The sequence below is a fragment of the Chelativorans petroleitrophicus genome (assembly GCF_025398195.1).
GTDB classification, from domain to species: Bacteria; Pseudomonadota; Alphaproteobacteria; order Rhizobiales; family Rhizobiaceae; genus Chelativorans; species Chelativorans petroleitrophicus.
Genome location: NZ_JAODNV010000020.1, coordinates 16803 through 40651 on the forward strand (window position 1 = coordinate 16803; position 23849 = coordinate 40651).

General features: G+C 65.0%; 31 protein-coding genes. 8 read left to right on the forward strand and 23 right to left on the reverse strand.

Features of this window, described 5'->3' with window-relative positions:
• The first annotated feature begins 24 nt into the window (after positions 1 to 24).
• Both NYR54_RS16515 and NYR54_RS16520 read left to right on the forward strand, forming a co-directional pair.
• Positions 25 to 255, forward strand: a complete 231-nt coding sequence (locus tag NYR54_RS16515; RefSeq protein ID WP_167874077.1) for a hypothetical protein — start codon at positions 25 to 27, stop codon at positions 253 to 255.
• A 92-nt stretch (positions 256 to 347) separates the two neighbouring features.
• A complete protein-coding gene (locus tag NYR54_RS16520; RefSeq protein ID WP_261516818.1) occupies positions 348 to 866 on the forward strand; it encodes a DUF3489 domain-containing protein in 519 nt (172 codons plus the stop codon).
• A gap of 19 nt (positions 867 to 885) precedes the next feature.
• Here NYR54_RS16520 and NYR54_RS16525 read toward each other — a convergent pair whose 3' ends face one another.
• The 18 genes from NYR54_RS16525 to NYR54_RS16610 all read right to left on the reverse strand — a co-directional run bounded on the left by NYR54_RS16525 (position 886) and on the right by NYR54_RS16610 (position 15173).
• Positions 886 to 1143 (reverse strand): DUF7220 family protein, encoded by a 258-nt coding sequence (locus tag NYR54_RS16525; RefSeq protein WP_261516819.1) that lies wholly within the window; start codon positions 1141 to 1143, stop codon positions 886 to 888.
• Positions 1140 to 2531: a site-specific DNA-methyltransferase gene (locus tag NYR54_RS16530; RefSeq protein ID WP_423738635.1), complete on the reverse strand. Its 1392-nt coding sequence runs from the start codon at positions 2529 to 2531 to the stop codon at positions 1140 to 1142. Before NYR54_RS16530 ends, NYR54_RS16525 begins: the two co-directional genes overlap by 4 nt.
• 140 nt (positions 2532 to 2671) lie before the next feature.
• Positions 2672 to 3091, reverse strand: coding sequence for an HNH endonuclease (locus NYR54_RS16535; protein WP_261516820.1), 420 nt, complete (start codon positions 3089 to 3091; stop codon positions 2672 to 2674).
• A 103-nt stretch (positions 3092 to 3194) separates the two neighbouring features.
• Positions 3195 to 3608, reverse strand: a complete 414-nt coding sequence (locus NYR54_RS16540; protein WP_261516821.1) for a DUF6362 family protein — start codon at positions 3606 to 3608, stop codon at positions 3195 to 3197.
• A 17-nt stretch (positions 3609 to 3625) separates the two neighbouring features.
• Positions 3626 to 4162, reverse strand: a complete 537-nt coding sequence (locus NYR54_RS16545) for a crossover junction endodeoxyribonuclease RuvC (RefSeq protein WP_167874118.1) — start codon at positions 4160 to 4162, stop codon at positions 3626 to 3628.
• Positions 4163 to 4596: 434 nt separating this feature from the next.
• Positions 4597 to 6915, reverse strand: coding sequence for an AAA family ATPase (locus tag NYR54_RS19310; RefSeq protein ID WP_261516823.1), 2319 nt, complete (start codon positions 6913 to 6915; stop codon positions 4597 to 4599).
• Complete coding sequence (locus NYR54_RS16555; RefSeq protein WP_261516824.1) at positions 6882 to 7649, reverse strand: PD-(D/E)XK nuclease family protein; 768 nt, start codon at positions 7647 to 7649, stop codon at positions 6882 to 6884. The genes NYR54_RS19310 and NYR54_RS16555 overlap by 34 nt, the downstream gene beginning before the upstream one ends.
• Positions 7636 to 8034 (reverse strand): hypothetical protein, encoded by a 399-nt coding sequence (locus NYR54_RS16560; protein WP_261516826.1) that lies wholly within the window; start codon positions 8032 to 8034, stop codon positions 7636 to 7638. The genes NYR54_RS16555 and NYR54_RS16560 overlap by 14 nt, the downstream gene beginning before the upstream one ends.
• Positions 8034 to 8444, reverse strand: coding sequence for a DUF6511 domain-containing protein (locus NYR54_RS16565; RefSeq protein ID WP_197052979.1), 411 nt, complete (start codon positions 8442 to 8444; stop codon positions 8034 to 8036). Before NYR54_RS16565 ends, NYR54_RS16560 begins: the two co-directional genes overlap by 1 nt.
• A gap of 3 nt (positions 8445 to 8447) precedes the next feature.
• Positions 8448 to 10151 (reverse strand): DEAD/DEAH box helicase, encoded by a 1704-nt coding sequence (locus NYR54_RS16570; RefSeq protein ID WP_045449866.1) that lies wholly within the window; start codon positions 10149 to 10151, stop codon positions 8448 to 8450.
• Between the two features lie 7 nt (positions 10152 to 10158).
• Positions 10159 to 10755, reverse strand: a complete 597-nt coding sequence (locus NYR54_RS16575) for a hypothetical protein (RefSeq protein WP_089412748.1) — start codon at positions 10753 to 10755, stop codon at positions 10159 to 10161.
• 16 nt (positions 10756 to 10771) lie between these two features.
• Positions 10772 to 11701, reverse strand: coding sequence for an ATP-binding protein (locus NYR54_RS16580; protein ID WP_089412747.1), 930 nt, complete (start codon positions 11699 to 11701; stop codon positions 10772 to 10774).
• Positions 11701 to 11997, reverse strand: a complete 297-nt coding sequence (locus NYR54_RS16585; protein ID WP_045449928.1) for a hypothetical protein — start codon at positions 11995 to 11997, stop codon at positions 11701 to 11703. The genes NYR54_RS16580 and NYR54_RS16585 overlap by 1 nt, the downstream gene beginning before the upstream one ends.
• Positions 11994 to 12482, reverse strand: coding sequence for a hypothetical protein (locus NYR54_RS16590; protein ID WP_045449929.1), 489 nt, complete (start codon positions 12480 to 12482; stop codon positions 11994 to 11996). The genes NYR54_RS16585 and NYR54_RS16590 overlap by 4 nt, the downstream gene beginning before the upstream one ends.
• Positions 12483 to 12492: 10 nt before the next feature.
• Positions 12493 to 12702, reverse strand: coding sequence for a helix-turn-helix transcriptional regulator (locus tag NYR54_RS16595; protein WP_050474479.1), 210 nt, complete (start codon positions 12700 to 12702; stop codon positions 12493 to 12495).
• 101 nt (positions 12703 to 12803) lie between these two features.
• The gene (locus tag NYR54_RS16600) at positions 12804 to 13748 is read right to left on the reverse strand and encodes a hypothetical protein (protein ID WP_261516830.1); all 945 of its coding nucleotides are present in this window, start codon (positions 13746 to 13748) and stop codon (positions 12804 to 12806) included.
• Positions 13732 to 14919, reverse strand: a complete 1188-nt coding sequence (locus NYR54_RS16605; RefSeq protein ID WP_045449870.1) for a hypothetical protein — start codon at positions 14917 to 14919, stop codon at positions 13732 to 13734. Before NYR54_RS16605 ends, NYR54_RS16600 begins: the two co-directional genes overlap by 17 nt.
• Positions 14920 to 14930: 11 nt before the next feature.
• Positions 14931 to 15173, reverse strand: coding sequence for a DUF2188 domain-containing protein (locus tag NYR54_RS16610; RefSeq protein ID WP_045449871.1), 243 nt, complete (start codon positions 15171 to 15173; stop codon positions 14931 to 14933).
• A 95-nt stretch (positions 15174 to 15268) separates the two neighbouring features.
• Here NYR54_RS16610 and NYR54_RS16615 point away from each other — a divergent pair, with 95 nt between their 5' ends.
• The 5 genes from NYR54_RS16615 (at position 15269) to NYR54_RS16635 (ending at position 19210) form a co-directional block, all read left to right on the forward strand.
• Entirely contained in the window at positions 15269 to 15631 is a 363-nt protein-coding gene (locus tag NYR54_RS16615) for a helix-turn-helix domain-containing protein (protein ID WP_045449872.1), read from the forward strand.
• Complete coding sequence (locus NYR54_RS16620; protein WP_045449873.1) at positions 15631 to 16563, forward strand: ImmA/IrrE family metallo-endopeptidase; 933 nt, start codon at positions 15631 to 15633, stop codon at positions 16561 to 16563. The genes NYR54_RS16615 and NYR54_RS16620 overlap by 1 nt, the downstream gene beginning before the upstream one ends.
• 414 nt (positions 16564 to 16977) lie before the next feature.
• Positions 16978 to 17487 (forward strand): DUF2924 domain-containing protein, encoded by a 510-nt coding sequence (locus NYR54_RS16625; protein ID WP_081875721.1) that lies wholly within the window; start codon positions 16978 to 16980, stop codon positions 17485 to 17487.
• Positions 17484 to 18821 (forward strand): recombinase family protein, encoded by a 1338-nt coding sequence (locus tag NYR54_RS16630; RefSeq protein WP_045449874.1) that lies wholly within the window; start codon positions 17484 to 17486, stop codon positions 18819 to 18821. Before NYR54_RS16625 ends, NYR54_RS16630 begins: the two co-directional genes overlap by 4 nt.
• Positions 18818 to 19210 carry a hypothetical protein gene (locus NYR54_RS16635; protein ID WP_045449876.1) on the forward strand — a complete coding sequence of 131 codons (393 nt, stop codon included), beginning with the start codon at positions 18818 to 18820 and terminating at the stop codon, positions 19208 to 19210. The genes NYR54_RS16630 and NYR54_RS16635 overlap by 4 nt, the downstream gene beginning before the upstream one ends.
• Here the strand turns inward: NYR54_RS16635 and merA are convergent.
• From merA to NYR54_RS16660, 5 genes are read right to left on the reverse strand one after another with little or no spacing between them, the layout of a single operon-like run.
• Entirely contained in the window at positions 19207 to 20655 is a 1449-nt protein-coding gene (merA, locus tag NYR54_RS16640) for a mercury(II) reductase (RefSeq protein WP_341484319.1), read from the reverse strand. The two genes, NYR54_RS16635 and merA, sit on opposite strands and share 4 nt — an antisense overlap.
• 20 nt (positions 20656 to 20675) lie before the next feature.
• Positions 20676 to 22031, reverse strand: coding sequence for a dihydrolipoyl dehydrogenase family protein (locus tag NYR54_RS16645; RefSeq protein ID WP_261516831.1), 1356 nt, complete (start codon positions 22029 to 22031; stop codon positions 20676 to 20678).
• A 5-nt stretch (positions 22032 to 22036) separates the two neighbouring features.
• Entirely contained in the window at positions 22037 to 22294 is a 258-nt protein-coding gene (gene merF / locus NYR54_RS16650) for a mercury resistance system transport protein MerF (protein WP_045449922.1), read from the reverse strand.
• Between the two features lie 5 nt (positions 22295 to 22299).
• Positions 22300 to 22632 (reverse strand): heavy-metal-associated domain-containing protein, encoded by a 333-nt coding sequence (locus NYR54_RS16655; RefSeq protein WP_045449923.1) that lies wholly within the window; start codon positions 22630 to 22632, stop codon positions 22300 to 22302.
• Between the two features lie 23 nt (positions 22633 to 22655).
• Positions 22656 to 23054 carry a mercuric transporter MerT family protein gene (locus tag NYR54_RS16660; protein ID WP_045449924.1) on the reverse strand — a complete coding sequence of 133 codons (399 nt, stop codon included), beginning with the start codon at positions 23052 to 23054 and terminating at the stop codon, positions 22656 to 22658.
• Between the two features lie 78 nt (positions 23055 to 23132).
• On the opposite strand from NYR54_RS16660, the gene NYR54_RS16665 reads away from it, so the two are divergent.
• Complete coding sequence (locus tag NYR54_RS16665) at positions 23133 to 23546, forward strand: MerR family transcriptional regulator (RefSeq protein ID WP_045449925.1); 414 nt, start codon at positions 23133 to 23135, stop codon at positions 23544 to 23546.
• Positions 23547 to 23849 lie beyond the last annotated feature (303 nt).

Below are 23849 nucleotides of genomic sequence, written 5' to 3' on the forward strand. Positions count from 1 at the left end.
ATTGCCAGGATGAAGGAAACAGCCATGACGAACAGCAACCAGTCCAAGACCCGAGCCACAGCCATCGACGCCTTCCTCGCCGCGAAGTTCGAGATCGACGCCATGCTCGAACGCCTGTCGGCGCTCAGCGCGGAGCATTTCGACACCGACCCCGACGAGATCGACTGGGGCCATGTCGGCACGCTCGAGCACTACCGCAACAAGCTGCGCGAGATCACCGACATGGCGTTCCGCGAAGGCGAATATGCCGAGTAGCGCCAACCTCTCCGAAGCCTGCCCGCCGCAAGGCGGGCTTGGGGTCGTAGAAGGGCCGCGATGGGCGCGGCCCCGATCAAGGAGACGACCCCATGACCCAGATTCAGCTTTCCGACGCCCAAGCCGTCATCCTGTCCACCGCCTGCGCGCGCGAGAACGGGGCAGTGTTCCCCGTCACCGCCAGCCTCAAGGGCGGCGCTGTCGGCAACGTCTGCAAGAGCCTCCTGAAGCAGGGGCTGATCGAGGAAATCGCCGCCACGGACCTCGACACGGTCTGGCGGCACGACGAAGAACGCGGCCCGATCACGCTGCGCGCCACTCCGCTGGCCTACAGCACCCTTGGGATCACGGACGAGCAGACCGACACCCCGCAGGCTGAACCGCTGACCGCCCCGGTCCAGCGCCGGAAGGGCACCAAACAGGCAACGTTGATCGCCATGCTGCAGGCGCCCGACGGCGCGACCATCGAAGAGATCATGGCCGCGACCGGCTGGCAGTCGCACACGGTGCGCGGTGCAATGGCCGGTGCGCTGAAGAAGAAGCTTGGTCTCGAGGTCAGTTCCGAGAAGGTCGAAGGACGTGGGCGGGTCTACCGGTTGCCCGCAGCCTGACGCCGCAGCTCTCATCCTGTCACGGCCGTCGCCCCTTCGGGGCGGCGGTTGCCTCGTTGGCACGCCGCATCCGGATGGCCTCGAACAGCCGCCGCAATGTAAAACTGCGCGCGATCGACACCACGGTGAAGATCGCGCCCATGGCCATGTTGTCCGCCAGCGTGGTGGACAACCCGAACAGCGGGAACACCAGCATCTGCGTCACCACGGCAATGCCATAGCCGACGGCGACATTGGCGAAAGCCTCCACCAGAGACATGGTGCGGGATTGCTTCATGCCGCTGCCGCATCCCTGGTCGCGGTCCCGGCATCAGGCACTCGATCGGCGGCGATCTCATCAAAACGGCGGCCGTCGCCATCGAGCGTGGCCGCCTTGCCGGTGAATGCCTGCCAGCGCTTGACGACGACGTCGCAGAAGGCCTCCGACAGTTCGAGGCCATAGACGCGGCGGCCGGTCTTCTCGCCGGCGATCAGCTGCGAGCCCGAACCGGAGAACGGCTCGTAACAGATATCGCCCGGTCTTGTGTGCAGCTGCATCGGCAGCGTGAACACGCGCACCGGCTTCGAAGTCGGATGCTCGCGGGTTTCGATCTCCGAGGATGGGATGTTCCACACCGTCGTCGGCCAGCTCTCGAACCCCTCGCGGTTGATGCGGGGCTTCTTGCCGCGACGCCATCCGAACAGGCACGGCTCATGCGCCCACAGCATCACCGAGCGCGTCAGCACCGGGCGCGATTTGGCCCAGATGATCTGCTGGTGATGCAGCACATCGAACTGATCCCAGACCGTTTCCAGCATGCGTTGGCGGCGCGAGGCGTGCCAGCAATACCATGCCACATCCTCGGCAATGGCATGCTCGATCGCCACCTTGCAGAAGGCCTCGTAGAACTGCGGTCCTTGGGCAGAATCATCCCAGTGTGGCTGCTCGATATAATCGTCGCCCCAGTCCTTGTTGGCGATTTTCTTCGCCCGCGCCGAGGCGGTTTTCTTTGTCGGATGGTTGGTTCCGTCATAGTCGACCAGGTAGGGCGGATCGGTGGCAAACAGCGCCGCCCGTTCGCCGTTCATCAGGCGACCAACATCTTCCGGCGAGGTGCTATCACCGCACAGCAGCCGGTGATCACCCAGCAGCCACAGATCGCCGCGCCGTGTGACAGGCGTTGCCGGAACTTCCGGAATGGCGTCGTCCTCGGTCAGCCCATCGTGTTCGTCATGGCTGCCGTAAAGCAGGTTCTGCAACTCGTCGTCGCCGAAGCCGGTGAGGCCAAGGTCAAAGCCGGCCTCCTGCAGGTCGGAGAGCTCGAGCGCCAGCAGCTCCTCGTCCCAGCCGGCATTCATGGCAATGCGGTTGTCGGCGAGCACCAGCGCCCGGCGCTGCGTCTCCGACAGTCCCGCCAGCACGATCGTCGGCACCGTCTCCATACCGAGCTTGCGCGCCGCCAGCACCCGGCCATGGCCGGCAATCAGCGTGCCATCCTCGGCAATCAGCACCGGGTTGGTGAAGCCGAAGGCGCGGATCGACCCGGCGATCTCGGCCACCTGCGCATCCGAATGCGTGCGGGCATTGCGCGCATAGGGCACCAGGCTGTCGAGCGGCCGGTATTCGACCGCCAGCTGGCGCTCGGTAACACCGAGATCAACAGGGCCAAGATCAGTCGCAGGCACGAGTTTATCCTTCAATTCGCACGTTCATTTTATCGTCGCACCCCCCATGCTCCATTTTGGCCACGCATATGTTTTTGGTGGCGCGCGGTCCTGGCAGCAAACTTTCGCTACTTTTGAGGTCCCCGGGGGGTGTTGCGGGCTCATGTGCAGCGCCGCGTATTGCCGAAGCCGCCATCCTGCGCCGCCGTCTTGCGGCCATGGCACGAGGCACACAGCGCCTGCCAGCGGCTGCAATCCCAGAACACCGTCTCATCACCACCATGGGGATCGATGTGGTCGACGACGCTGGCTGGTCGGATCAGGTCATGACGCGCGCATTCCACACACAGCGGATGCTCGTGCAGGAACGCGGCGCGTTCCGTTCGCCAGCGCTTCGAGCGGTAGAGCGCACGTGCCACCGGATTGCGCCTGCTTGCGTAATCACGATCGCGCTCGCGCTTGTCGCGCCGGCCAACCGGGCGATGGATCGGCGGACGCACGGGCATGGGGCTGATCTCGTCGATAATGCTGATGATGGTGACGGTAGTACTGGAAACGACAACGCCCGCGATGGTTTTCACCGTCGCGGGCGCGCTGCTCTCCCGAGCATATCCAGAATCTACCCCAAACAAGCCGGTTTTGTCCGTTCGAAAACTGTCCGCCGAACAAAGTTCTACCCGGTTCTCATGCTTGCGACGCACAAGCCAGTTCGATCACCTTGCGCCTCGACAGGTTGCGATTGAACCGCCGCCGGTTGAGCTTCAGGGCGATGAGGCACAGCGCATAAAGCCAGTGTTGGTTGGCTGCGGACCGCTGAAGCCCGACCCGGCCGCAGATCGCCTTCCAGCGCCAACCATGGGCTTTCATCCACACGATCCTGCCGTCGACCGGGTCGAGGTCGAAAGTCCAGGTCAGCGTTTCCTCCATCTGGCTGATGGCGGCGGGCGACGGGACGAGGCGCATCGGCTGCGGTTCCTGACCGACGAGGTCGGCGAACTCGTAGAAGTAATCCGGCCAGGTGTTGAAATATCCCTGCCGCCGCGGTTCGGGCAGACGGTTGAGAACTGCGGCGGCTTCCGCGAGCCGCTCCTCGACCATGCTCGGCGTCCAACCGCTCATCGCACACCGCCTGCGGTTTCCACCGCCCACAGCAACAGCGCGATGGCGTCGGCCTCGTTATCGTCGGCGGGACTGAAACCACGCGCACGGACCGCGGCAAGCACGGCCTCCTTGCCAGCATTGCCCTTGGCCGTCACGTGACGTTTGATCGTGCCGACCGGAACGCCCTGATAAGGCACGCCATGCTGCTCGGCCCAAGCGGTCAGCGTCGCCATCAGCCCGCCATAGACATGGGCAGCGTCGGTGCCGGCATGGCGGCGCACCTCCTCGAACCAGATCGCGGCCATCGGCCCGGACAGCCGGTCGATCTCGGCCAGCCAGTTGGCAAAGCGCAGGTAGCGCATGCCGCCGCCATCGAAGCGGCCCGGGCGCAGCGAGACGGTGCCGCTGGTGATCAGGCCATCGCCATCGCGCAATGCCCAGCCGGTGGTGGTGCCGAGATCCAGGGCGAGAATGGCGCCGCCCGTAGATGTGGCGATGACCGGGGCCGGATGGGGCGCGCTCTTGGGGAGGGGTGACGGGCACTGGCTCATGGTGGTGGGTCCTTCTCGTCTGATGTCGGTGAGGGGATAGACGGCACGGCGACCGCGCGCGCGAAGCCCCTGGGGGTGGGAGTGGGAGAACCCGCTTGGCGCGGTTCTCCCCCACCCCCGAAGGGGGTGGCTTTCACCCCCACAACTTCGAGAGCGCATCAACGCGTTGAATCTTTTGGAGAAATCGAAGTTGGGACGGCCTATTGTGTGGGTCGCGTTCCCAACTTGAATCTGCGAAAGGCCGCGCAACGGAGCGCGCGGGAGCCAAGGTAGTTGGGACGAGCTTTCCCAACTTGAATGTGCGCGGGATGGCTGGGCGGAGCGCGGCGGCGCGAAAAGCAACGAAAGTAGTTGGGAAGCTGGCCGCCCAGCTCGCCGCAACTTGCCACAACTTGATTCTGCGTAAGTCCGCGTAATCGGAATGAGCTGGCGCATCACGAGGTCTCCTCCGTCTGATAGACCCAGACCAGGGGGTTCTCGACCGGCAGCGCCGCGCCGCTCTGCGGGCATTTGTAGGTGCTGGGAAGGACCGGGATCCAGACGGGCACGACCTCGCCGGTGTCGGGGTCTGCCGTCTCTTCTCCGGTCGGGAACGTCATGCCCTCGACGCAGAGATAGCCGAACTTCGAGCGCGAGGTTGGCAGACCGAACGGCGCGCCATCGCGCACGAACTTGATGAAACCCTTCGTGGCCAGCACGCTGATCCGTTCGCGGATAGTATCCTTTCCGCCGAGCCCGGCCTGATTCTCGAACGTCTCGGCGAACTGCAGCGCGGTGTAGAGCCGGCCGGCCCCGGCCTCATCGAAGAGCAGTTGAAGGATCACGTCGTGTTTGCGTGCGCGCTCGGCGTCGAGCTTCTCGCCGAACTCGCGACGCACGAGCCTTGTCTCCGAGCGATCGATCACGATCCAGCGTCCGTCCGCCTTGTCGATGATCATCGGCTCGATGCCGGGGCCGTTGCGGAGCTCGAAATGCAGCATCCGCTCCGGTCGGTCCTCGTCGGGCCGGTGCATGATCACGCCGGAGGTGTAGAAGCTGCGGAGGCTACCCGCGCCCGAGAGCGCCATGAACGGATCCTCGGCGAGCTGCTTCTTGGTGATCTTGCGGGTGTGATGGCAGAGGATCAGGCCGGCATCCGGGGCTACGGCGTCCCGCAGCGCTTCTACCCGCTCCTGCAGGAAGAACATCATGGCGGCGTTGTCGTTCTCGCCGCCGCCGTCCGGACCGCCATCGAAGAGATTGCGGATCGGGTCGATGCAGAGGATGTCGGGCGCGCCATGCCCGTAGTGGGCGCGAACCGCGGCGATGGTCAGGCCCACGCCGCCGGCGTCGAGCAGCATGCGGACCTTCGGCGTAGCGACGAGATTATCGCGCGCCGCGGCCAGGAGCGCCGGCTCGATCCGGATGGCATGAAGGCGCTCCCGCAGATAGTGGTATTGAATCTCCGCCTGCAGATAGAAGATCCGTAGCGGCCGGCTTGGTGCAAAGCCGAGGAACGGCACCCCCGCCGCCATGTGGACGAGCAGACTGATCAGGAAGTCGCTCTTGCCGACCTTGGGCGCGCCGCCGAGCACCAGCATCCCGCCGGGCGTCAGCAAACGCGGCGCGATGATGTCGTCGGGCATCGGGCTCACGTCGTCGAGCAGTGCGCCGAGCGTGAAAACCGGCAGCGCGGACATCGGCGGCACGGCGATCCGTTCGAGGGCCGGTCCGTGGCGCTCTTCATGCAGCCGCCAGAGGCGCTGTGCTTCCGAGGCGAGACGTTCGAGCGGCCAGCTCGGACGGAGCTGGGCGGCGTTGTACTGGCAGATCGCCTCCCAAGCGTCGTCGCGGCTCATGCGGCCCTCGTGAGCCATGCGGACGTAGTGGCCGATCGCAGCGCTCGCCCCTTGGAAGCGGGTCCAATCGTCCGATCCGCCTTCGCGGACCGGCGTCGTCAGGATATCGGTGATCGACGGTTTGTCCGTAGAGGGGCCTGGCTCGGATCCGACCCCGGCAAGCGGCGGCATGTCGGCGACTGCTTCCGCGAAGTCGCGCAGATGGACCTCGATCCGCGGGCTGTGGCGGCGGATGTTGACCAGGCGCTTGAACCCGCCCTTGTGATAGACGGAGCCGGCCAGGCGGATCGGCTGGTGGGCCGATCGGAAATGCGTGTCGCCGCCGACCTTGACCGCGATGTCGCCGCGCAGCCGACAGAGAAGCGCGATGTCCTCGCCCTCGGCCGGTTCGCTCAAGCGCCACCAGACATGCAGCTTGTCGAGACCGTCCGGCGTCCGGCCGCCGCTTTCGACGAGCAGTGTCGGCTCGCCGAGATGCCGGATGAGGTGGTCGAGCTTGGCGGCGATGTCACCCGCGTCGAGGTCGACCAGGACCGTCTGCATCTGCTGGACATCGGCGGCCTTGGCCTTGCCGGTCTCGGCGACCGTTCCTGGCACCACATAGAAGGCCGCCCCTTCGCGTGCTGCCCAACCGGCGAAGGAAACCGCCTTCTCCAGCAAACTGTCGTCGATCTCGATCCAGGCGTTGTGGGGTCGGCCGTCGATGCCTTGGCCCTTGTCCACGAACCCGCGCAGGGGCACCCAGCCCTCGCAGTAACCGAAGACGACGTCGAGAAAGACGGCGATCTGCTCTGGATCCGGCTCGATGTCGAACGGATCGGCCTGCGGCGCGGCGTCGTTGAAGTCGCGCCACGCATCGAGGGAGACGACCTTGTTCCCGCTCATGCCGGCAGCCCCCAGCAGCGTTCCGCCCACGGGCACATCCGGCACTCGTGGAAATCACGGGCCGTGGCGATGCGCGGCAGCAGATCCCCTGCATCCGTCGCCTGAAGGATCCGCACGGCGCGGTCGCTCATGCGTTGGGCGAGCCCCGCATCGAACGGCACGAGTTCGTGGTGCAGTTCGGCCGTGTCCTTGTTGATCGCGGTGAAGAGCGCGGGATTGTCGGAGATGCCAGGGACCTGCGCTTCCATGTAGGCCTGGTAGAGGGCGATCTGGGACGCGTAGACGGGCTTCGCGACAACCACGCCCTTGGCCACGGTCTCGCGCCAGTTCCTGGCGTTCATCGTCTTGCATTCCCAGAGCGCGGGAACGCCGATGCCCAGCAGCTGGGGCGCGGCGGCGATGATCCCATCGACATGACCGCGGATGCGGCCACCAGCGACCGAGAAGCCGAATTGCTCGCCGTCCGGACGGTTGCCCTTGCGGGTATAGAGATCGAACCCGGCGCCGCGCAGCCAGCGGATGGCAAGATCTTCGAGCGCGTGTCCGATCTCGAAGATCCGCAGAGACTGGCCGGAGAACTCCTGGCCCTCATCCTTCGGCGCGCCCGCGAACTCGAATTGCAGAGCGCGCTCACAGCCGTGTCCGAGGCGGGAGCCGCCCAGATAGTCGCGGGCTGGCCGTGTCACTTGATCGGCGGTGAGCGCCCGATCGACGGTGGCGTTGACCCGGTCGGCAAAGCTGGGACGGCGGTTATAGTCCAGCATGCTGACCTCCCTCGTAGCTGCGGTGGGCGAGCCCGTGGCAGGTCGAGCAGAGCCATTCGACCGCGAGCGGCTCGAAATAGTCGTGATGATGGGCTTCGAGTTCGGTCACGCAGCCGCAGCGCTGACACCAGACCGGCACGATGATCCGGCACGCCTTGACTGCACTCCTGACGATGCCGTGCGCCTTGTTCTTTTCAGCGTGGCGCAGCCGATACCGGCGCTGCGCCTCCCGATGCCTTTCGGGATCTCGGAAGTTCTGCGCGTAGGCACGCTGATATTCCCGGCGGCAATCCCGGCACCAAGCCTGTAGACCATCGGGGCTCCGGCGCCGCACGCCAAACTCTACCGCCGGCTTCTCTTCACTGCATTTGCTGCACGTTTTCATCAGAACGGCACCTCCGCGTCGGCGTCGGCTGCCATGGCGTGCATGGCATCCTGGAAGCCGCCGACGGCGACCTCGATGAGCGTGAGCACCTGCGCCTCCGTGAGGTCGGAGAAGCGCGCCTGCCAGCCGATTTCCTCCATGATCTCGGCGACCGGCTTCATGGCAGCGCGAATTGCCGCCTTCTCCTGTTCTGTGAGATCAACCATGGCCCAGCGCTCCCGCGCCAAGCGCGTCCAGAAGCCTTGGCAGGCCATCGAGCAGAACCAGACCGAGGGGCGCGGTTGCTTCGAGCGCACCGGGTCGAACCAGCCAAAGCCACGGGTGGGTCGCCGGCAGACAGCACAGAGCGTTCCACGCGGATGCCAGAGCCGCCGCCGGTCCTCGGCCGTGGTGGGGGAAACAGATGCCATGGCTCATGCCGCCCTCCCTATGGCTGCTTCGGGCGCGGCATCGGCCGCCCCAAAGACGAGGGAGCGGATGGCGTCGCGGTTGAAGCGAAAGGCCAGCAGCGCCGATGCCTGGTAGCGGGTGAGCCCGAAGTCCTGCCGGTAATCCGGCGGCAGGAAGGCGAGCTGCCGGTCGGTGGGCGGCTGGTTCAACCAGCGGCGCGTCTTGTGCGCGCTCTCGTCGCTCTCATGCTCGTTGAGCCAGTCGTCCGCCGCCGCGAGGCAGACAGTGCGCTCGCCCATCGCCAGCAGATGAGGCCGCTGCTTCTGCAGACCGCCGATGCCGTACCAGCGACCTTTCAGGAAGAAGACACCGCCCCAGGCATTGAAGCCGTTGGCGATGAGCGCGGCATCGTCGCCGAAGAGATCGCACCAGCGAAAACTCGATCGCTTCAGGAGGTCGATCTCGGACATCACGAAGTCGCCGAGCGGCGCTGCTTCGCCGCCTTCGGGACGCTCCCAGAGGTGCCCACACAGCGGGCATTCGATAGTGGCGAGCGGCACGATGGCGCCGCAGTCCGGGCAATCCTTGGTGGGCGCCTCGCCGGAGGGCTCGCGACCGTCCAGGTCGACGTCTTGCTCCAGCGATCCGTGCAGCAGGGTCGACGTGCCGAAATCGAGCACGATGCAGTCGGTTTTGATGATACCGGGATGCTCCTCGGGCGAGACCGTGCGCAGGCCGCGACCGACCATCTGGATCATGGTCGATTTGTAGGAGCTCGGCCGCAGCAGCACGACGCAGCCCGTCGGGGGATGATCCCAGCCCTCAGTAAGGACGGCGACATTGACGACGACCCGCAGCTCTCCAGCGGCGTAGGCGTCGAGGGTCGTCTTCCGGTTGGTATCGGCCATGTCGCCGTGGATCAGCCCGGCGGCGACACCGGCCGCGTTGAAAGCGGCGGTCACGTTGCGCGCGTGGTCCACGGTCGAGCAGAACACCACCGTCTGGCGCTCGCCCGCCTTTTCCCGCCAGTGGCGGATGACGGCGTCCGTGACCGGCGACCGGTTCATGATCGCGTCGACCTCGGCCATGTCGAAATCGTCGGCCGTGCGACGCACCTTGGTGAGCTGGTCCTGGACGCCGACATCGATCACGAAGGTGCGCGGCGGCACGAGATGGCCGGAGGCGATCAGTTCGCCGATCCGGATCTGATCGGCGACGTTGGAGAACACCGGGCGCAGACCGCGCTTGTCGCCCCGATTGGGCGTCGCGGTGACGCCGTAGACCCGGCACTCGGGATTGCGCTGCAGCGCGGCGTCGATGATGCGGCGATAGCTGTCGGCGGCCGCGTGGTGTGCCTCGTCGATCACCAGGAGGTCAAGCGCGGGCAGCTGGCCGAGATTACCGGCGCGCGCCAGCGTCGGCACCATCGCGAAGGTGACCTGCCCGTTCCAGGACTTCTCCTTCGCATCGACGACCGAAGTCGTGATACGGGGATTCACCCGGCCGAACTTACTCCGGTTCTGATCGGTCAGCTCGTCGCGGTGGGCGAGCACGCAGGCCTTGGCGCCCGTGCTCTTCGGGGTTTCGCCGACCATGCGACCGACGACGCCCGAGAGCATGATCGTCTTGCCGGCTCCGGTCGGGGCTACGCCGAGGGTGTTTCCGTGTTCGCCGAGCGCGCGGACGCTGCGCTCGACGAACTGCTTCTGGCGGGGACGCAGCAGCATGGCCGCCTCACTGCGCCCAAGACGGGCGCGTGCCCGCCGCCGGTGCTGAAGAGTGCGGCATGGAGGGCTGGGAAGGCTGAGCCTGCGGCTGCGGTGCCGCACCGGGCACGCCCATGAGGGCGGCATAGTCCTTGTGATCCGGCGTCACGGCTGCGCGGATCTCGTTTTTCTCCTCGCCGTTGGTGTCGGTGCCGATGTCGATCCGCGCCACGAACTCGAGGCCGTCGAGATCGGCAAAGCCGCTGATGCGACGCGCGGCCTGGGCCTGAGCGGACGTGTCCTTGTCCGAAATGCCGCGCGCGGAGTTGAGCATGCCGCGGATCAGGCTGCGGCCCATGTTCGCCCAGTCCGGCCCCTTGGGGCTGTAGAGCCCGATCAGGGTGAAGATCTTGCGCCGGGCGTAGGGCCCTTCGAGAACCGTGAACTCGCCCGAGAGATAGACCGAGCCGGTCGTCCCCCGCGTGGCGTATCCGCCGGTCCAGCCCTGCGCCGGATCGTCGAATCCGCCCGGACGGATCGTCAGGCGCACCTTGGCCAGCGTGCCCTTGGGGATGATGTTGCTGTTCTGCTTGGCGTCGTTGAAATCGTTCCAGGATCCAGTCATGGCTGGGTCTCCTCGTTCAGGCGTTTTCGGAATGGGTGGGTGCGTCGGAGGTCGGCGCCGTCGCGGCCGGGGGCGGGCTGCGATAGGCCAGCCGCTCGGAGGCGGGCTTCACGGGGCCGCGGATCTTGGCCATCAGGCGGCCGAGATGCGGCTCCTCGATCAGGTCGAGACGGCCGGATCGATCCTTCGCCGGGAAGTTCCAGGGGTTGATCGTCTGGCAGACGAAGGCACGGTACGGCGCGCCGGACTCGTCCTTGATCTCCGCCATCGTCAGGACTTCATCGACGATGCCCGGCAGCTCGAGGCCGGTCTTCGAGCCGTCGATCTGCGGCTGGAAGATGCGTCGATTGAAGTCGTCGAGCTTTTCGTCGAGGATCCCGACGAACCAGACGTTCTTCGCCCGCGTGTGCTGCAGATGCGTGAGCCACGCGACCATCTCGCGGCCGTGCAGGCCATAGGCGCCGCGGACATCGGGCTTGCCGGTCTTCTCCGAGAACGCCTCGGGCTGCCCCTTGCACCATTGGAAGCAGAGCCGCCCGGCGACGGTGATCGAGTCGATGAAGACCGTGTGATAGCGGTCGAGCGAAGCCGGATCGCCGAAGCGCTCGCACACCGCCGCGAAGTGGGCCTCGCTGTAGACCTGGTCGTCCCGCAGCGCCGGATTGGGGCCGCCGATGAAGACCGCGAAGTCGCGGCACTCGGCCCATGTGCGCGGCCGGACGCTGTCGCCGGACCATCCCTCGATGGCGAGGTCGCCCGCCTCCAGGTCGATGAACAATGTAGTGGCGGGGTCGAGCGTCCAGAGAAGCGAGGTCTTGCCGATCCCGGACTTGCCGAAGATCGTGCCCTTGATGCCGCGCGGCTCGGCGAGCCGCTGATCGGCCGAGATGATTGGCAAGAGGCGAGGAAGGCCGGAGGCCTGACAGGGAGAGGCAGGAATCGCCATCACTTGCCTCCCTTCGCCGCGATCAAGGCGTCGACCGCGATGTCCGCTCCCAGCGCGCCGGCCTTGCGGGCCTCGTCGTGGAGGGTGCGCACCGCGTCGATCTCGCGGTAGAGAGCCGATGCCTGCTCGTTCAGCCCGATGAGGGCGAAGGCCAGGTCGTCGATCGAGGCCGCCCCGACCGGCTTGACGGTCTCGTCGTGACGCTCGCCAAGGGCCGGCACCCGGATGGTCTCGGGCAGCTTGTCCAGCCCGAAATGTTGCTCGCGGAGCATCGCGAGCTTCTTCGTGATGCTCATGACGTCACCTCGGTGTTCAGGGAAAGACGGAAGCTGGGCTTGCCGGTGCGGACGGTGCGCGCGTCCTCGAAGGCGGAGCGGATGTGGCTCGGCCAGGCCGCGTACTTGCGCTCGGACACCTTGATCGCGACATCGACGTATTCGGTGGGGTCGTCGCCCTCGGCCCGGATGCGTTCGACGAGAGCGGTGAGCTTGTCCTGGTCCCAGTCGACGCGCTTCGGCAGGTCGGCGATCACGGTGACCGCGCCGTCGTCGAAGCGGATGGTCCCGGTGTCTTTGCCGGCGGCCTGCCGTGCGGCGTGGGCACGATCGCCGTACTTCAGCGCGACGGCCCCATCGAGCCAGTCGCAGACGGTCTTGGCGCGGCGCAGAGCGTCGGCGGCCTCGTCCTGCAGGAGGGCGAGCTGCTCGGCGGACAGAGCGGCGATGTCGCCGACAGCCATGCGCCGGAGCTCATCGAGGGAGATGCGGTTGGAGATCGTCATCACCACCACCTCATGCTGCAGGCTTGCTGGGGTGGTCGGCGGTGCTCGCCCGGATCTGCTCGCGCTCGTACTCCTCGACGTCTTCGAGGCGATACACGACGCGACCGCCGAGCTTGACGAAGCGCGGGCCTTCGCCCGTCCAGCGCCACCGCTCAAGCGTGCGGTGACTGATGTTCCAGCGCGCAGCCAGGTCGATCTGGTTGAGGTGTTTCGTAGCCATCTGTTTCTCCTTCGGTTTTGGTCGAAAACCTGCGGAGACGATGGCTGGCCGGGAGGGAGAAAACCGACCCGGTCAGAGGGAGAAGAACAGAGAGAATTTCGTCAGAGCGCGAAGCCCCAGAGACCGTTCTCGGACTTCAGATAAGGTTCGAGGTCTGCCCATCGCTGCGCGCCAAATGCTTGACGCAGCGTCTTCGCGCTGGAGTGGGCATGATCAAGGAGTTCCCGAGCGCTGAAGCGTCGGCCGTCCTGGTGTCCCTCAACCAGCTTGCGAATGATGGCGATATGGATGTCCGACTTGAGATCGATCGTGACGTTGCCATGGATGGTGAGTCGCTGCCCGCTCGGTGAGAGGGACAGGGGCGTATGAGGGCTGACGGCGGGTGTGCCATCGAGAAGTGCCGATAGGATTTCAGGGCTGACCGCCATTCCGTCATCGAAATCGATGGCATCGCCGATGGACACGACGAGGTGCCCCGGCAGCCCCGGTTCAAGGAGCCGACCACTGGGCGTGCTGGTCAAGAGAATGCGGACATGGGGTGTTGGTCGCCTTCGGGCCGCATCAGCCACATCTGCCCAAATCCTCCGGTCCGAAAGGCGGCGCGCGAACCAGATCGGGACCCGCTGCGGGCGACGGCCGATGCGCGCGTCGCCAAGCTCCCACAAAGCTCGTGGAACGAGCGCTCTGGCGCCGCCACGGGACGCAATGTCCAGCCCGACCAGCAAGCGGGCGAAAAGGACCGGGAAGTCCACCCCGTAGACTCCCATTCGCTCTTTCGGGACATCGACCCAGCCAGCAGACGGGCTGAAGTATCCGTAGCCGTTCCGTTCCGAGGACCAGATCAGGGAAACCGGCTCGTCTTCGAAATCAGCCAGCGAGGCGGCCGCCGCGTTATGGCCATCCAGACGCAGCACATTCGCCGCCAGCAATTTCCCCGCGCTGTTGGCGTGATAGTCGGAGAGCACGGCGCCGGCGACTTTGGCATCCGCGCTCTCCACGATTGAGAGGAGCAGATCAACCGCCCTCCGATCAATCGACGACGACACCGCCGTCTCCGGAAAGGATGCCCCAGCGCCGGAGATACTTCTCGCCGATCAGCTGCTCCTCTTCGGTCTGGTCCTTGAGATTGCAGCCATGCGGCATCGTGATCGTCAACGGCAGCGTCCGACCGCGTTTGGCATCGCCCTTGGGATGGAATTTGATGGAGAGTTTGGCCTGTGTCGCCACCCAACCGCCAGCCAGCGGATCGTTGGCGCCGAACCGCTCCGCCGACATGCTCCAAATAGTGCGGTCGGCCTTCCGAAGACATTCCAGCGTGACGCGCTCGCCCACATTGTCGATGGGCATCAGACGCAGCTGCTTGACCTCGACGGACTCGATCCCATCCTCCGGGTCGGTCGGAAAATCGAAAGGATGAAGCAGAACTGCGAGGTCGTAGGTGCGGAAGGGCACCTTCTCGCTCTGGAACTCGATCCCCAGCAGGTCGCGCGCCATGAAGCGGACCATCTCCTCGCGGCTCTCGCGGTCGTTGGCGACGACTTCGATGACGCCGGTCGCCGGTTCATACGTCATGGCCGCCTCGAAGACGGGACGGCGGGCGCGGCGGACGAGCGTTCCCGCGTCATCGAACGCCAGGAAATCGTCGAGGAGGCCTTCGCGGTAAATCGCGATCTGGACAAGCTCGCAATCCTCGCCGTCGAGGGTCGGCCGATAGCGCCCGAAGATGTCGATGTGGATGTTGTTGGAAGCGAACCGATCGCGCAGTGCCGTCTTGAAGGCATCGATGGATGCCTCGTCCCGCCGCAGATCGAGGTTCGGCTCGCCGATGAACCCGTCCCAGCTCCGACCACGGCGCCGCTCATCGGTGTAACGGACCTCCTCAGCATGGCGGAACCGAACCGGTTCGTTCAGGAACATCCAGAGCGAACGTGCATGGCCATTTGCCAGATCATCGAGCACCGTGCGGTCGTCGATCACGCTGTAGAGTGCGGTCTGCCCCGCATCATCGGCCAGGGCGCTCACCCGCTCGGCGTCATTGACGATGCGGGCGCGGGCTTCGTCGTCCATCTCGTCAACGGCGCGAAGCGTGACGCGAACCACCTCGGGCTCGGGCGCCTCCCAATCGACCTCGGTCGGAAGCTCGATGCCGGTGTGGTGGAAATAGGCCTGCAGCGACGAGGCAGGCACGTTGCGGATGAAACTCGTCACTGAGGCCATGGCCGATCTCCTTAGCCCTTGATGTTGCGGGGGTCGTTCCCGTGGGAATCGGACTGGCCAATCCGGCCATCCTGGTTGTGGATCTTGAATTCCGTCCCGGCGTTGCGGCTGATCTCTCGCCCACGGTCGATCGCCTCCCGCTTCGTGTCGAAGTGCCCGCTGGCGCGCTCGGCGCCGCCGCGGCGGACATCCCATCCGCCATTGGGATTGGGGACCACGTGATGGGTGCCCGAACCGTTACCTGCTTTAGCCATGACGGCCTCCTGTCTCGTGAAAGCGCGAACGCGGGTTCGTTACTACGAACTTGTGCGCAAGATAGGTATTGCAGGTACGGCGTGTCAAGGACTAGATGTATCGCGATAACGAACCCGGCGGACAAACAGGAGAACACCCGGTGCCAACACCCTTGGGAGAGCGCGTTCGCGAGCTCAGACTGAAGCGAGGACTGACCCTGGAGGCGCTCGCCGAAAGGGTCGGATCCAGCAAGAGCTACATGTGGGAGATCGAGAACAAGGACGTCGCGCGCCCTTCGGCGGAAAAACTTGCTCTGATCGCAACCGCAATCGACACCACCGTTGAGTACCTGCTGGCAGGTGACGGAGAGAAGGAAGAAGACGCAGAGGACATCGCATTCTTCCGAAAATACAAGAAGATGGATGCTCCATCGAAAGAGCGACTCCGTCGCATATTGGACGCGTTGGACGACGACTAATGAGCAATGGAAAGCGCAAATCCCCTCAACAAGAGGCGAACCGTCTTTCGATCCTGCTACGTCATGTTCTGGGAGAGGACCGCTTTCCGGTGGACGTCGAAGCGCTTGCCCGCGAGGTCTCCAAAAACAACGAGGATCCGATCACCAAGATCGTGGGCGGGGATCTACCCGGCTTCGAGGGTATGCTCAGGCCACACAGGAAGAGGCCGGAATGGCACATCGTCTACAACGACGATCCGCGGTATCGGGGCCGGGTGCGGTTCACACTCGCGCATGAATTCGGTCATTATCTGCTTCATCGCCCGACCTTGACCGCCCAAGACTACAATTCGGGCATTCTCGATCGCGATTGCGATTTCCAGTGCAAACCACTGCTTCCCAATAGCTGGCAGGAGGAGGAGAAGCAGCGGGAGGAGGAAGCCGACACGTTCGCGTCTTTCCTGCTTATGCCGCTCGACGATTATCGGGCTCAGGTCGATGGACACGAGATGACCGTCGATCTCCTGAACCACGTCACGGATCGCTACGGCGTGTCGTTGATCGCCGCTTGCCGGAAGTGGATCGATTTCACGGATAGGCGAGCGGCGATGATCGTGGCGCGCGACGGCCACGCGAAATGGGGACGCGCCAGCAAAGCCGCCCTAAAGAGCGGGATCTTCGTTCGATCGGGGATGCCGATCCCGGATGACGCGCTGGCCGCCATCGGCGCTGCCGAAAGAGGATTCGTTTCGGACAGGCCAGTCGCCCGGCCGAACGGCGTTTGGAACTTCAGCCGCGGCTCGGAGCCAGTGCGCGAATTGGCGATGGTGTCCGAGTTTCTCGACATGTCTCTGACCATTCTCCAGTTCGATGACGCCTTCGATGTTTGTGAGATCGAAGAGGATACGCCCTGGGACGCGTACGACCAGTTCACCCGTGATGATTCGATGTAACGACCCAACAATGCTGCGGGCAGCGCCGCTCCGGGCGACTTGCACAGATGTTCACGCTGGAAAGGCCTGACGAACGGCTTCGATCTGCTTCTAATGATTCCGCAGAAAAGCGATAAGTCATTGAATATGATTGCATATCGTCGTTTTGCGACTACCGTTTCGCCAGTCATCTTCTGTTGCGAACGGTCTCATGCAAGACGCCCGATCTGGCCCGAACCCGCTGCTGCCCGTCCGTCTGTCGACGGGCGAACGCCTCGATGAACTCGCGTTCATTTTTGCCGCGGGGCTGAGGCGTATACTGCCGGAACAGTCCAGTTCTTTATCTGCACCTGGCGAAGACAGTTCATTCGACATTCTCGCCCTCAAACGCCGTGTTGGTCGTCGCAAACCGAGCAACCGAGTTGGAGGGCAATAATGCCAGGAACAAAGAGAAAGACTGACGCCGCGCCATGGCGGGTGGGCGAACGCGACGCGGCGGACGCGAGCGTGGTCACGCAGCTTGCAGCGCTGAAACGAATGACGGTGGTCGAGCTGAAGGCGAAGTGGGAAAGCATCTTCGGCACCCCCGCTCCGAACAACAGCCGCAGTTACCTCGAGCTGAGGCTCAGCTACCGGGTCCAGGAACTGACCCTCGGCGGCCTGTCCCGCGAGACGCGGCGGACGCTGGACTTGCTGGCTGACGAAATCGAGGGCCGGGCCGGGCGCAAGACGATCATCGCGGATCCCCGCAACCCCGTGGTCGGAACCCGCCTCGTGCGCGAATGGGACGGGGTAGAGCACACCGTCACGGTGATGAAGGACGGCTTCGACTGGCAGGGGCGCAAGTTCAAGTCGCTCTCGGCGGTGGCGCGGGCGATCACCGGCACGCAGTGGAACGGCTACCGCTTCTTCGGCTTGCGCGAGGCGCGGAGGGACGACCGATGAGCCGTCATCAGGAAGCCGTCGCGGTCGTTCCGCGCCGCCAGCGCTGCGCCATTTATACCCGCAAGTCGAGCGAGGAAGGGCTCGACATGGAGTTCAACAGCCTCGACGCCCAGCGCGAGGCTTGCGAGGCCTTCGTGACGAGCCAGAAGGCGGAAGGCTGGGCCACCATTCGCGAACGCTACGATGACGGCGGCTTCTCCGGTGGCACGCTGGAACGGCCCGGCCTGAAGCGCCTCATTCAGGACGTCGAGGCCGGTCTGATCGATGTGATCGTGGTTTACAAGATCGACCGGCTATCGCGCTCGCTGATGGACTTCGCCAAGCTGGTCGAGATCTTCGACCGCAATCAGGTGACCTTCGTTTCGGTCACGCAGTCGTTCAACACCACGACCTCGATGGGCCGCTTGACCCTGAACATCCTCCTGAGCTTCGCGCAGTTCGAGCGTGAGGTGATCGGCGAGCGCATCCGCGACAAGGTCGCGGCATCCCGCAAGCGCGGCATGTGGATGGGCGGTCACGTCCCGCTGGGCTACGACGTGCGCGACCGCAAGCTGGTGGTCAACGAGGCCGAGGCCGCGACGGTCCGGATGATCTTCGAGCGATTCGTCGCCATGGGCTCCGCCACGACGCTGGCCAAAGCGCTCGCGGCTGAAGGCGTGCTGAACAAGCGCGGCAAGCCGATCGACAAGGGCTTCCTCTACAAACTGATCAACAACCGGGTCTACCTTGGCGAAGCCGTGCACAAGGGCACGGCCTATCCCGGCGAGCACGAGGCCATCATCGATCAGACCCTCTGGGACAAGGTGCATAGCATCCTGCAGGAGAGCCCGCGCCTGCGGGCGAAGAATACTCGCCGCCAGACGCCGGCCCTGCTGAAGGGGATCATCTTCACCGAGACAGGCACGGCGATGACGCCGACCGCGACGAAGAAGGGCACGCGCCTCTACCGCTACTACGCGTCGATGGACCTGATCCGAAACCGCCCGACCGGAGACGCCTCGGGTCCGCTGCGCTTGCCCGCCGGCATGGTCGAGGATGCCGTCGTCGGCGAAATCCGCCGCATGATCCGCGCACCCGAAGTCGCGGCGCGAACCATAAAGGCCCTGCGCGACGAGAGCCCGACCATCGATCAGAAGGCGGTCGTCACGGCGCTCGGCGAGTTCGATCAGCTATGGGCGGCGCTCTATCCGGCGGAGCAGACCCGCATCGTCCAGCTTCTGGTCGAGCGGGTGACCGTCGGCGAAGACGGCATCGCCGTCGATCTGCGCCACGACGGGCTGGGCTCGGTTCTCCGGGACATGATGGCGCCCCGCCAGACGGAGGCCCACGCATGACCGACTCGACGAACACCATCCGGGTCGTCATCCCCCTGACGATCCGCAAACGCAATGGGCGGCCGAAGATCCTGCCGCCCGACGAGGTGACGGTTCGGAACGGCCGGTCACAAGACCCTCATGTGCTGCGCGCCATCGCCCGCGCCTGGAGCTGGCGGCGGCAGCTGGAAACGGGCGCCGCTTCCACGATCCAGGACATCGCGGCGGCCGAGAAGGTCTCCGACCGGTTTGTGAGCCGAATGATGCGGCTCGCCTATCTGTCACCCGAGGTGCTTGAACACCTCGTCATCAGGCGCGTCCCACCGGCGCTGTCATTGAACGACCTTGTTTCGGTCGCCGACCGGCCATGGGCGGAGCAGATGGGGATAGTGTTTGAGGGACTGGCTTAACCGGCACAGCAGGAGAGTTTTGCCACATCCTTGTCGAATGTCTGGGCGGCCAGCTTCAACCCTTCAACAGTGGTCAGGTAGGGGAAGATCATCTCTCCGAGTGCCTTCGTGGTCATGCCGAACTTGAGCGCCAGCGCCAGCGTCTGGATGCTGTCGGCGCCCTCGGGCGCCATGATCACACCTCCCAGAAGCCGGTCGGTTTTCGCGTCCGCCACAAGCTTGATGAGCCCACGCGTGTCGCGCGCGGCCAGCGCCCGCGGCACGTTGTCTAGCGTCAGGACGCTCGTCTTGACCTCATGCCCGGTCGCGCGCGCCTCCGCTTCGGTCAGGCCGACACCCGCCACTTGTGGATCCGTAAACACGACCCACGGCATGGTTCCATTGTCGTAGACGAGGCTATCGCCATTCAGCGCGTTCTTCGCGGCGAGCTTTGCGCCATAGGCCGCCATGTAGACGAACTGGTCCCGGTTGGTCACATCGCCCGCCGCGTAGACGCCGGCTTTCGAGGTGCGCATGTGGTCATCGACCACGATGGCGCCGCGAGCGTCTTGCGCCACACCGGCCTCCGCCAAGCCGAGGGTTGCGGTATTGGGGATGCGTCCCGTCGCGACCAGCAGCCGCTCCGCCTTCAGCTCGACCGTCTTGCCGCCTTCGCTGACGCAGACGGTGACGCCGGTCTCATCTTCACAGCAGGCATCGTAGGTGATGCCGCAATGAAGCGTGATGCCTTCGGCGCGGAAGGCCGCAGCCAGCGCGTCCGACACTTCCGGTTCCACCTGCGGCAGCAGGCGCGACCGGCAGATCACCGTCACCTCAACGCCCATGCGCGCCATCATCTGGGCAAGCTCCACGCCGATATACCCGCCGCCGATGACAATCAGGCTCCTGGGCAGCGTCTCCAATTCCAGCAGTGTCGTGCTGGTCAGGTAGGCCACGGTCTTGATGCCGGGAATCGGCGGCACGGCAGGTCGTCCGCCCGTAGCGATGATGATATTGTCGGCGGCGACAGGGCCGTTTTCGACGAGCACGCCGGCGCCGTTCAACCGCGCCGCGCCCTCCAAATAGGTAATCCCGTCATACTCGGGCAGCAGGTCGGCGTATTTCTTCTGCCGTAGCGTCGAGACGAGATCGTCCTTGGCGGCGATCAGACGTCGCCAATCATTCACCTGCGCGTCGCCGGTCAGGCCCGGGAACCGGCCCGCCGCCCTTGCGCCATGTAGCGCCTCGGCGGCGCGGATCATGGTTTTGGACGGCACGCAGCCGACATTGACGCAGGTGCCGCCAATGGTGCCGTGGCCGATCAGGGCGACGCTCGCCCCTTGCTCGGCCGCCGTGATGGCAGCGGAAAAGCCTGCCGAACCCGCGCCGATGACGGCGAGGTCGTAGGTTGTCCGGGATCGTGCGTTGGGGGTGCAGCAGTGGCTTGGCTTGAGGCGTTCGTTCATGTCCGTCTTTCTTTCTGTTCTCAGACCATCGACCCGAGGTCCGAGGCGTAGCTGGGATAGGCGAAGATCGCCGCCTTGATCCGGTTGGCGGTCAGCCCCGCACCCATGGCCATCGCGAAAAGATTGATCTGTTCCTCCGTTCCCGGACCAATCAGATGCGCGCCGAGGATGTGGCCGGTCTCACGCTCCACCAAAACCTTGAAGCCGCTGGCCACGGCGCTTACACGTATCGAGGAATACCATCGCTCGGTCCGCTCGAAATGGACGTCGAAGTCGTGTCCCGCCTCCTTCGCTGCGGCCTCGGACAGGCCGACGCTGCCAAGCGGCGGCAGGGTGAAGACCGTGCTCGGGATCGGCGGATAGACGATCTTGCGTTCGTCCTGGTTCGCCAGCAGGTTCTTGGCCGCAATGCGCGCCTCGTTGGCCGAGACCGGCGTCAGGTTCGGCCCGCTGTCGGCGCAGTCGCCCGCGGCGAAGATCGCCGGGTTCGACGTGCGCATTGCGGGGCTGACCTTGATGCCGCGTTTCGTTGCATCCACCCCGGCGGCCTCGAGGTTCAGATCCTCGATGTTCGGCACCCGCCCGGCCGCATGAACCGCAACGTCGCAGACGACCTTCTTCGGCCCATCCGGCGTTTCGTACTGCACGGCAAAGGCGTTACCCTCGCGCGCGATGCCGCTGACCGCGGCCCCGGTGTGGACATCGACGCCCAGCGCCTCGGTCGCCTCAGCCAGGATCGCCGTCAGGTCGGGATCGAAGTTCGGCAGGATGCGGGGCCCGCGTTGCAGCACGGTGACCGTCTCGGCCCCGGCGCGCGCGGCGATATGCGCAAATTCCAACGCGATATAGCCGCCGCCGACAAAGACGATGCGCCGCGGGCATTCCGGCAGCTCCAGGAAGTCGGTGCTGGTGATCAGATGCTCCTCGCCGGGGATCCCCAGCGTGGCAGGCCGCGCGCCCGTGGCGATGTGGAAATGCCGCGCTCGCCAGGCCCTGCCGTCGATCTCGACCGTGTCGGGCGCGGTGAAACGCGCCGATCCTTGGAGCGTGGCGATGCCGGCCCTGTCGTGTCCGGCCTCGATCCGGCCCGGCATGGCGTCGGTGAAGGTCCGCTTGAAGGCCATCATCTCGGCCCAGTCGATCCGGGGCTCGGCGATCAGCCCCTTGCCGTCCATCGCCCGCGCCCGTTCGACGCCTTCGGTCACGCCGACCAGCATCTTCTTGGGATCGCACCCCCTGAGCGCGCAGGTGCCGCCGTAGGGAAGCCGGTCGACGATGGCGACCTTCCAGCCCTCGGCGGCGGCCATGCGCGCCACGCCGTTGCCGCCCGTTCCCGCGCCGATGACGATGAGGTCGAACTCAAATCCGTCGGACATGAAGGTTATTTATCTCTCTGAAAATTAATCGTCTGGACATCGTCCCTATCGCAGCAAGCCGCCGCGCGGCTCTGCCGCCACAGGCCGTAGGCCGCCACGCCGAGGAAGAGGACGAGCGCGGGCAGCAGCACATAGTCGAGACCGCCAATCCACGCCGAAAGGCCGACCGCGCCGAGGGCAATGACAAGCACCGGCGTGGCGCAGCAGATCGCGGCGATCGCGGCCCCGATGATACCGGTCTTGAGGATCGTTGCGTCCTTCATCGGCCTCAGCCTCGGACCGAGGCCGGATAGCCCGCGTTGGTCGAGGCCGCGGCGATGGCGTCTGCGTTCGTCACCGATGGGTCGAAGACCACGGTTGCTGTCTTGGCATCGAAGTCGATATTGACCGAGCGAACGCCCTCTACGCCTTCCATGGCGCGTTTCACGGTCACTGGGCAGAGCGCGCAGGTCATGTTCTGGATGGCGAAGGTCCGGGTCTGGGCGGCCGCCACCTGTTGGGAGGCGGACTGGGCGGCGGCCGGGGCCACGGCCGTTCCGATGGTCCAGCCGAGTCCGCCGAGGGCCAGCAAGGCAGCAGCGAGGATAAGGGGGCGTCTCATGGCGGTTACTCCTATGTTTGGTCTCAGTAGAAGAGCGGCGCCCACCAATTGATGGTCAGCGCGAGCAAGATCACCACGGTGGAGAGGCAAAGCGCAGTCTTGGTGATGACGGCCGACTGCGGCTTGGCGCAATAGGAACCGTCCACACAAGCGGGCTTGGCTTTGAAATAGACCTGCCGGAAGCCGAGGCCGATGAAGACAAGCGCAATGCCTGCGAAATACGGCTTGTAGGGCTCAAGCGCGGTAAGGTTGCCGATCCAGGCCCCGGAGATGCCGAGCATTACGAACAGCAGCGGCACCACGCAGCAGGTCGAGGCCAGAATGGCGCCGATCACACCGCCCGCCGCAAAGATGTTCCGCTTCCGATCGTCTGCATCTTCAGCGGCTTGTACCGTCTGGATTCCTGCTTCGGGTGTGCTCATGCGTCATCGTCCTCGCCTTGGTTCTGATTTTAAGATAAGGTCTGTAGTGACTACAGACTCAAGGGGGTTTTTGACAGAATGGGAGATCACGTTTCCGGGAAGGGACTGAAGCGCGCGGACCTTGCGCGGCGCACGGGCTGCAATCTGGAGACCATCCGTTATTACGAGAAGATCAGCATGATGCCCGATCCACCGCGCACCGCATCCGGCTACCGCGTCTATGACGAGACCCATGTTGGGCGTTTGCGCTTCATCCTGCGCGGCCGGGAGCTGGGCTTCTCCATCGAGGAGTTGCGCGGGCTCTTGCAGCTCGTAGATCGAGGGACTCAGACCTGCGCCGAGGTGAAGGCGCTGACGGAGCAACATCTTGCGGACGTGCGCGCCAAGATCGCTGACCTCAGGCGCATAGAGAAGGTGCTCGCCGCCACGGCTGCGCAGTGCTCGGGCGAAGAGGTGCCGGAGTGCCCCGTGCTGGAGGCGCTGGCATCGTGATCAAACGGATCCACAAGTGTGCGCATCTGCGCGATTGATTTGGCGTTTGATGGTTCGTGTGAATACGTCGCACAACGCCTATCGCGCGTTCTCAGGATGGCGACGCCAGCCGGGATAACTGCCGCAGAAAATGCCCTGGTGCGATGGGCGGAACTACCTGAAAACGTAGACTTTCACGAAGCCGAACCGCTCGGCATGAGGTTCGGTCGGTTAGAGACGGAGGGCCGTTTAGAGACGGAAACTGGACCCGGCGTCAGTCTCCGAGGTTCGGATGCCTCGGCTAAACGCCTTTGAAACAAAAAG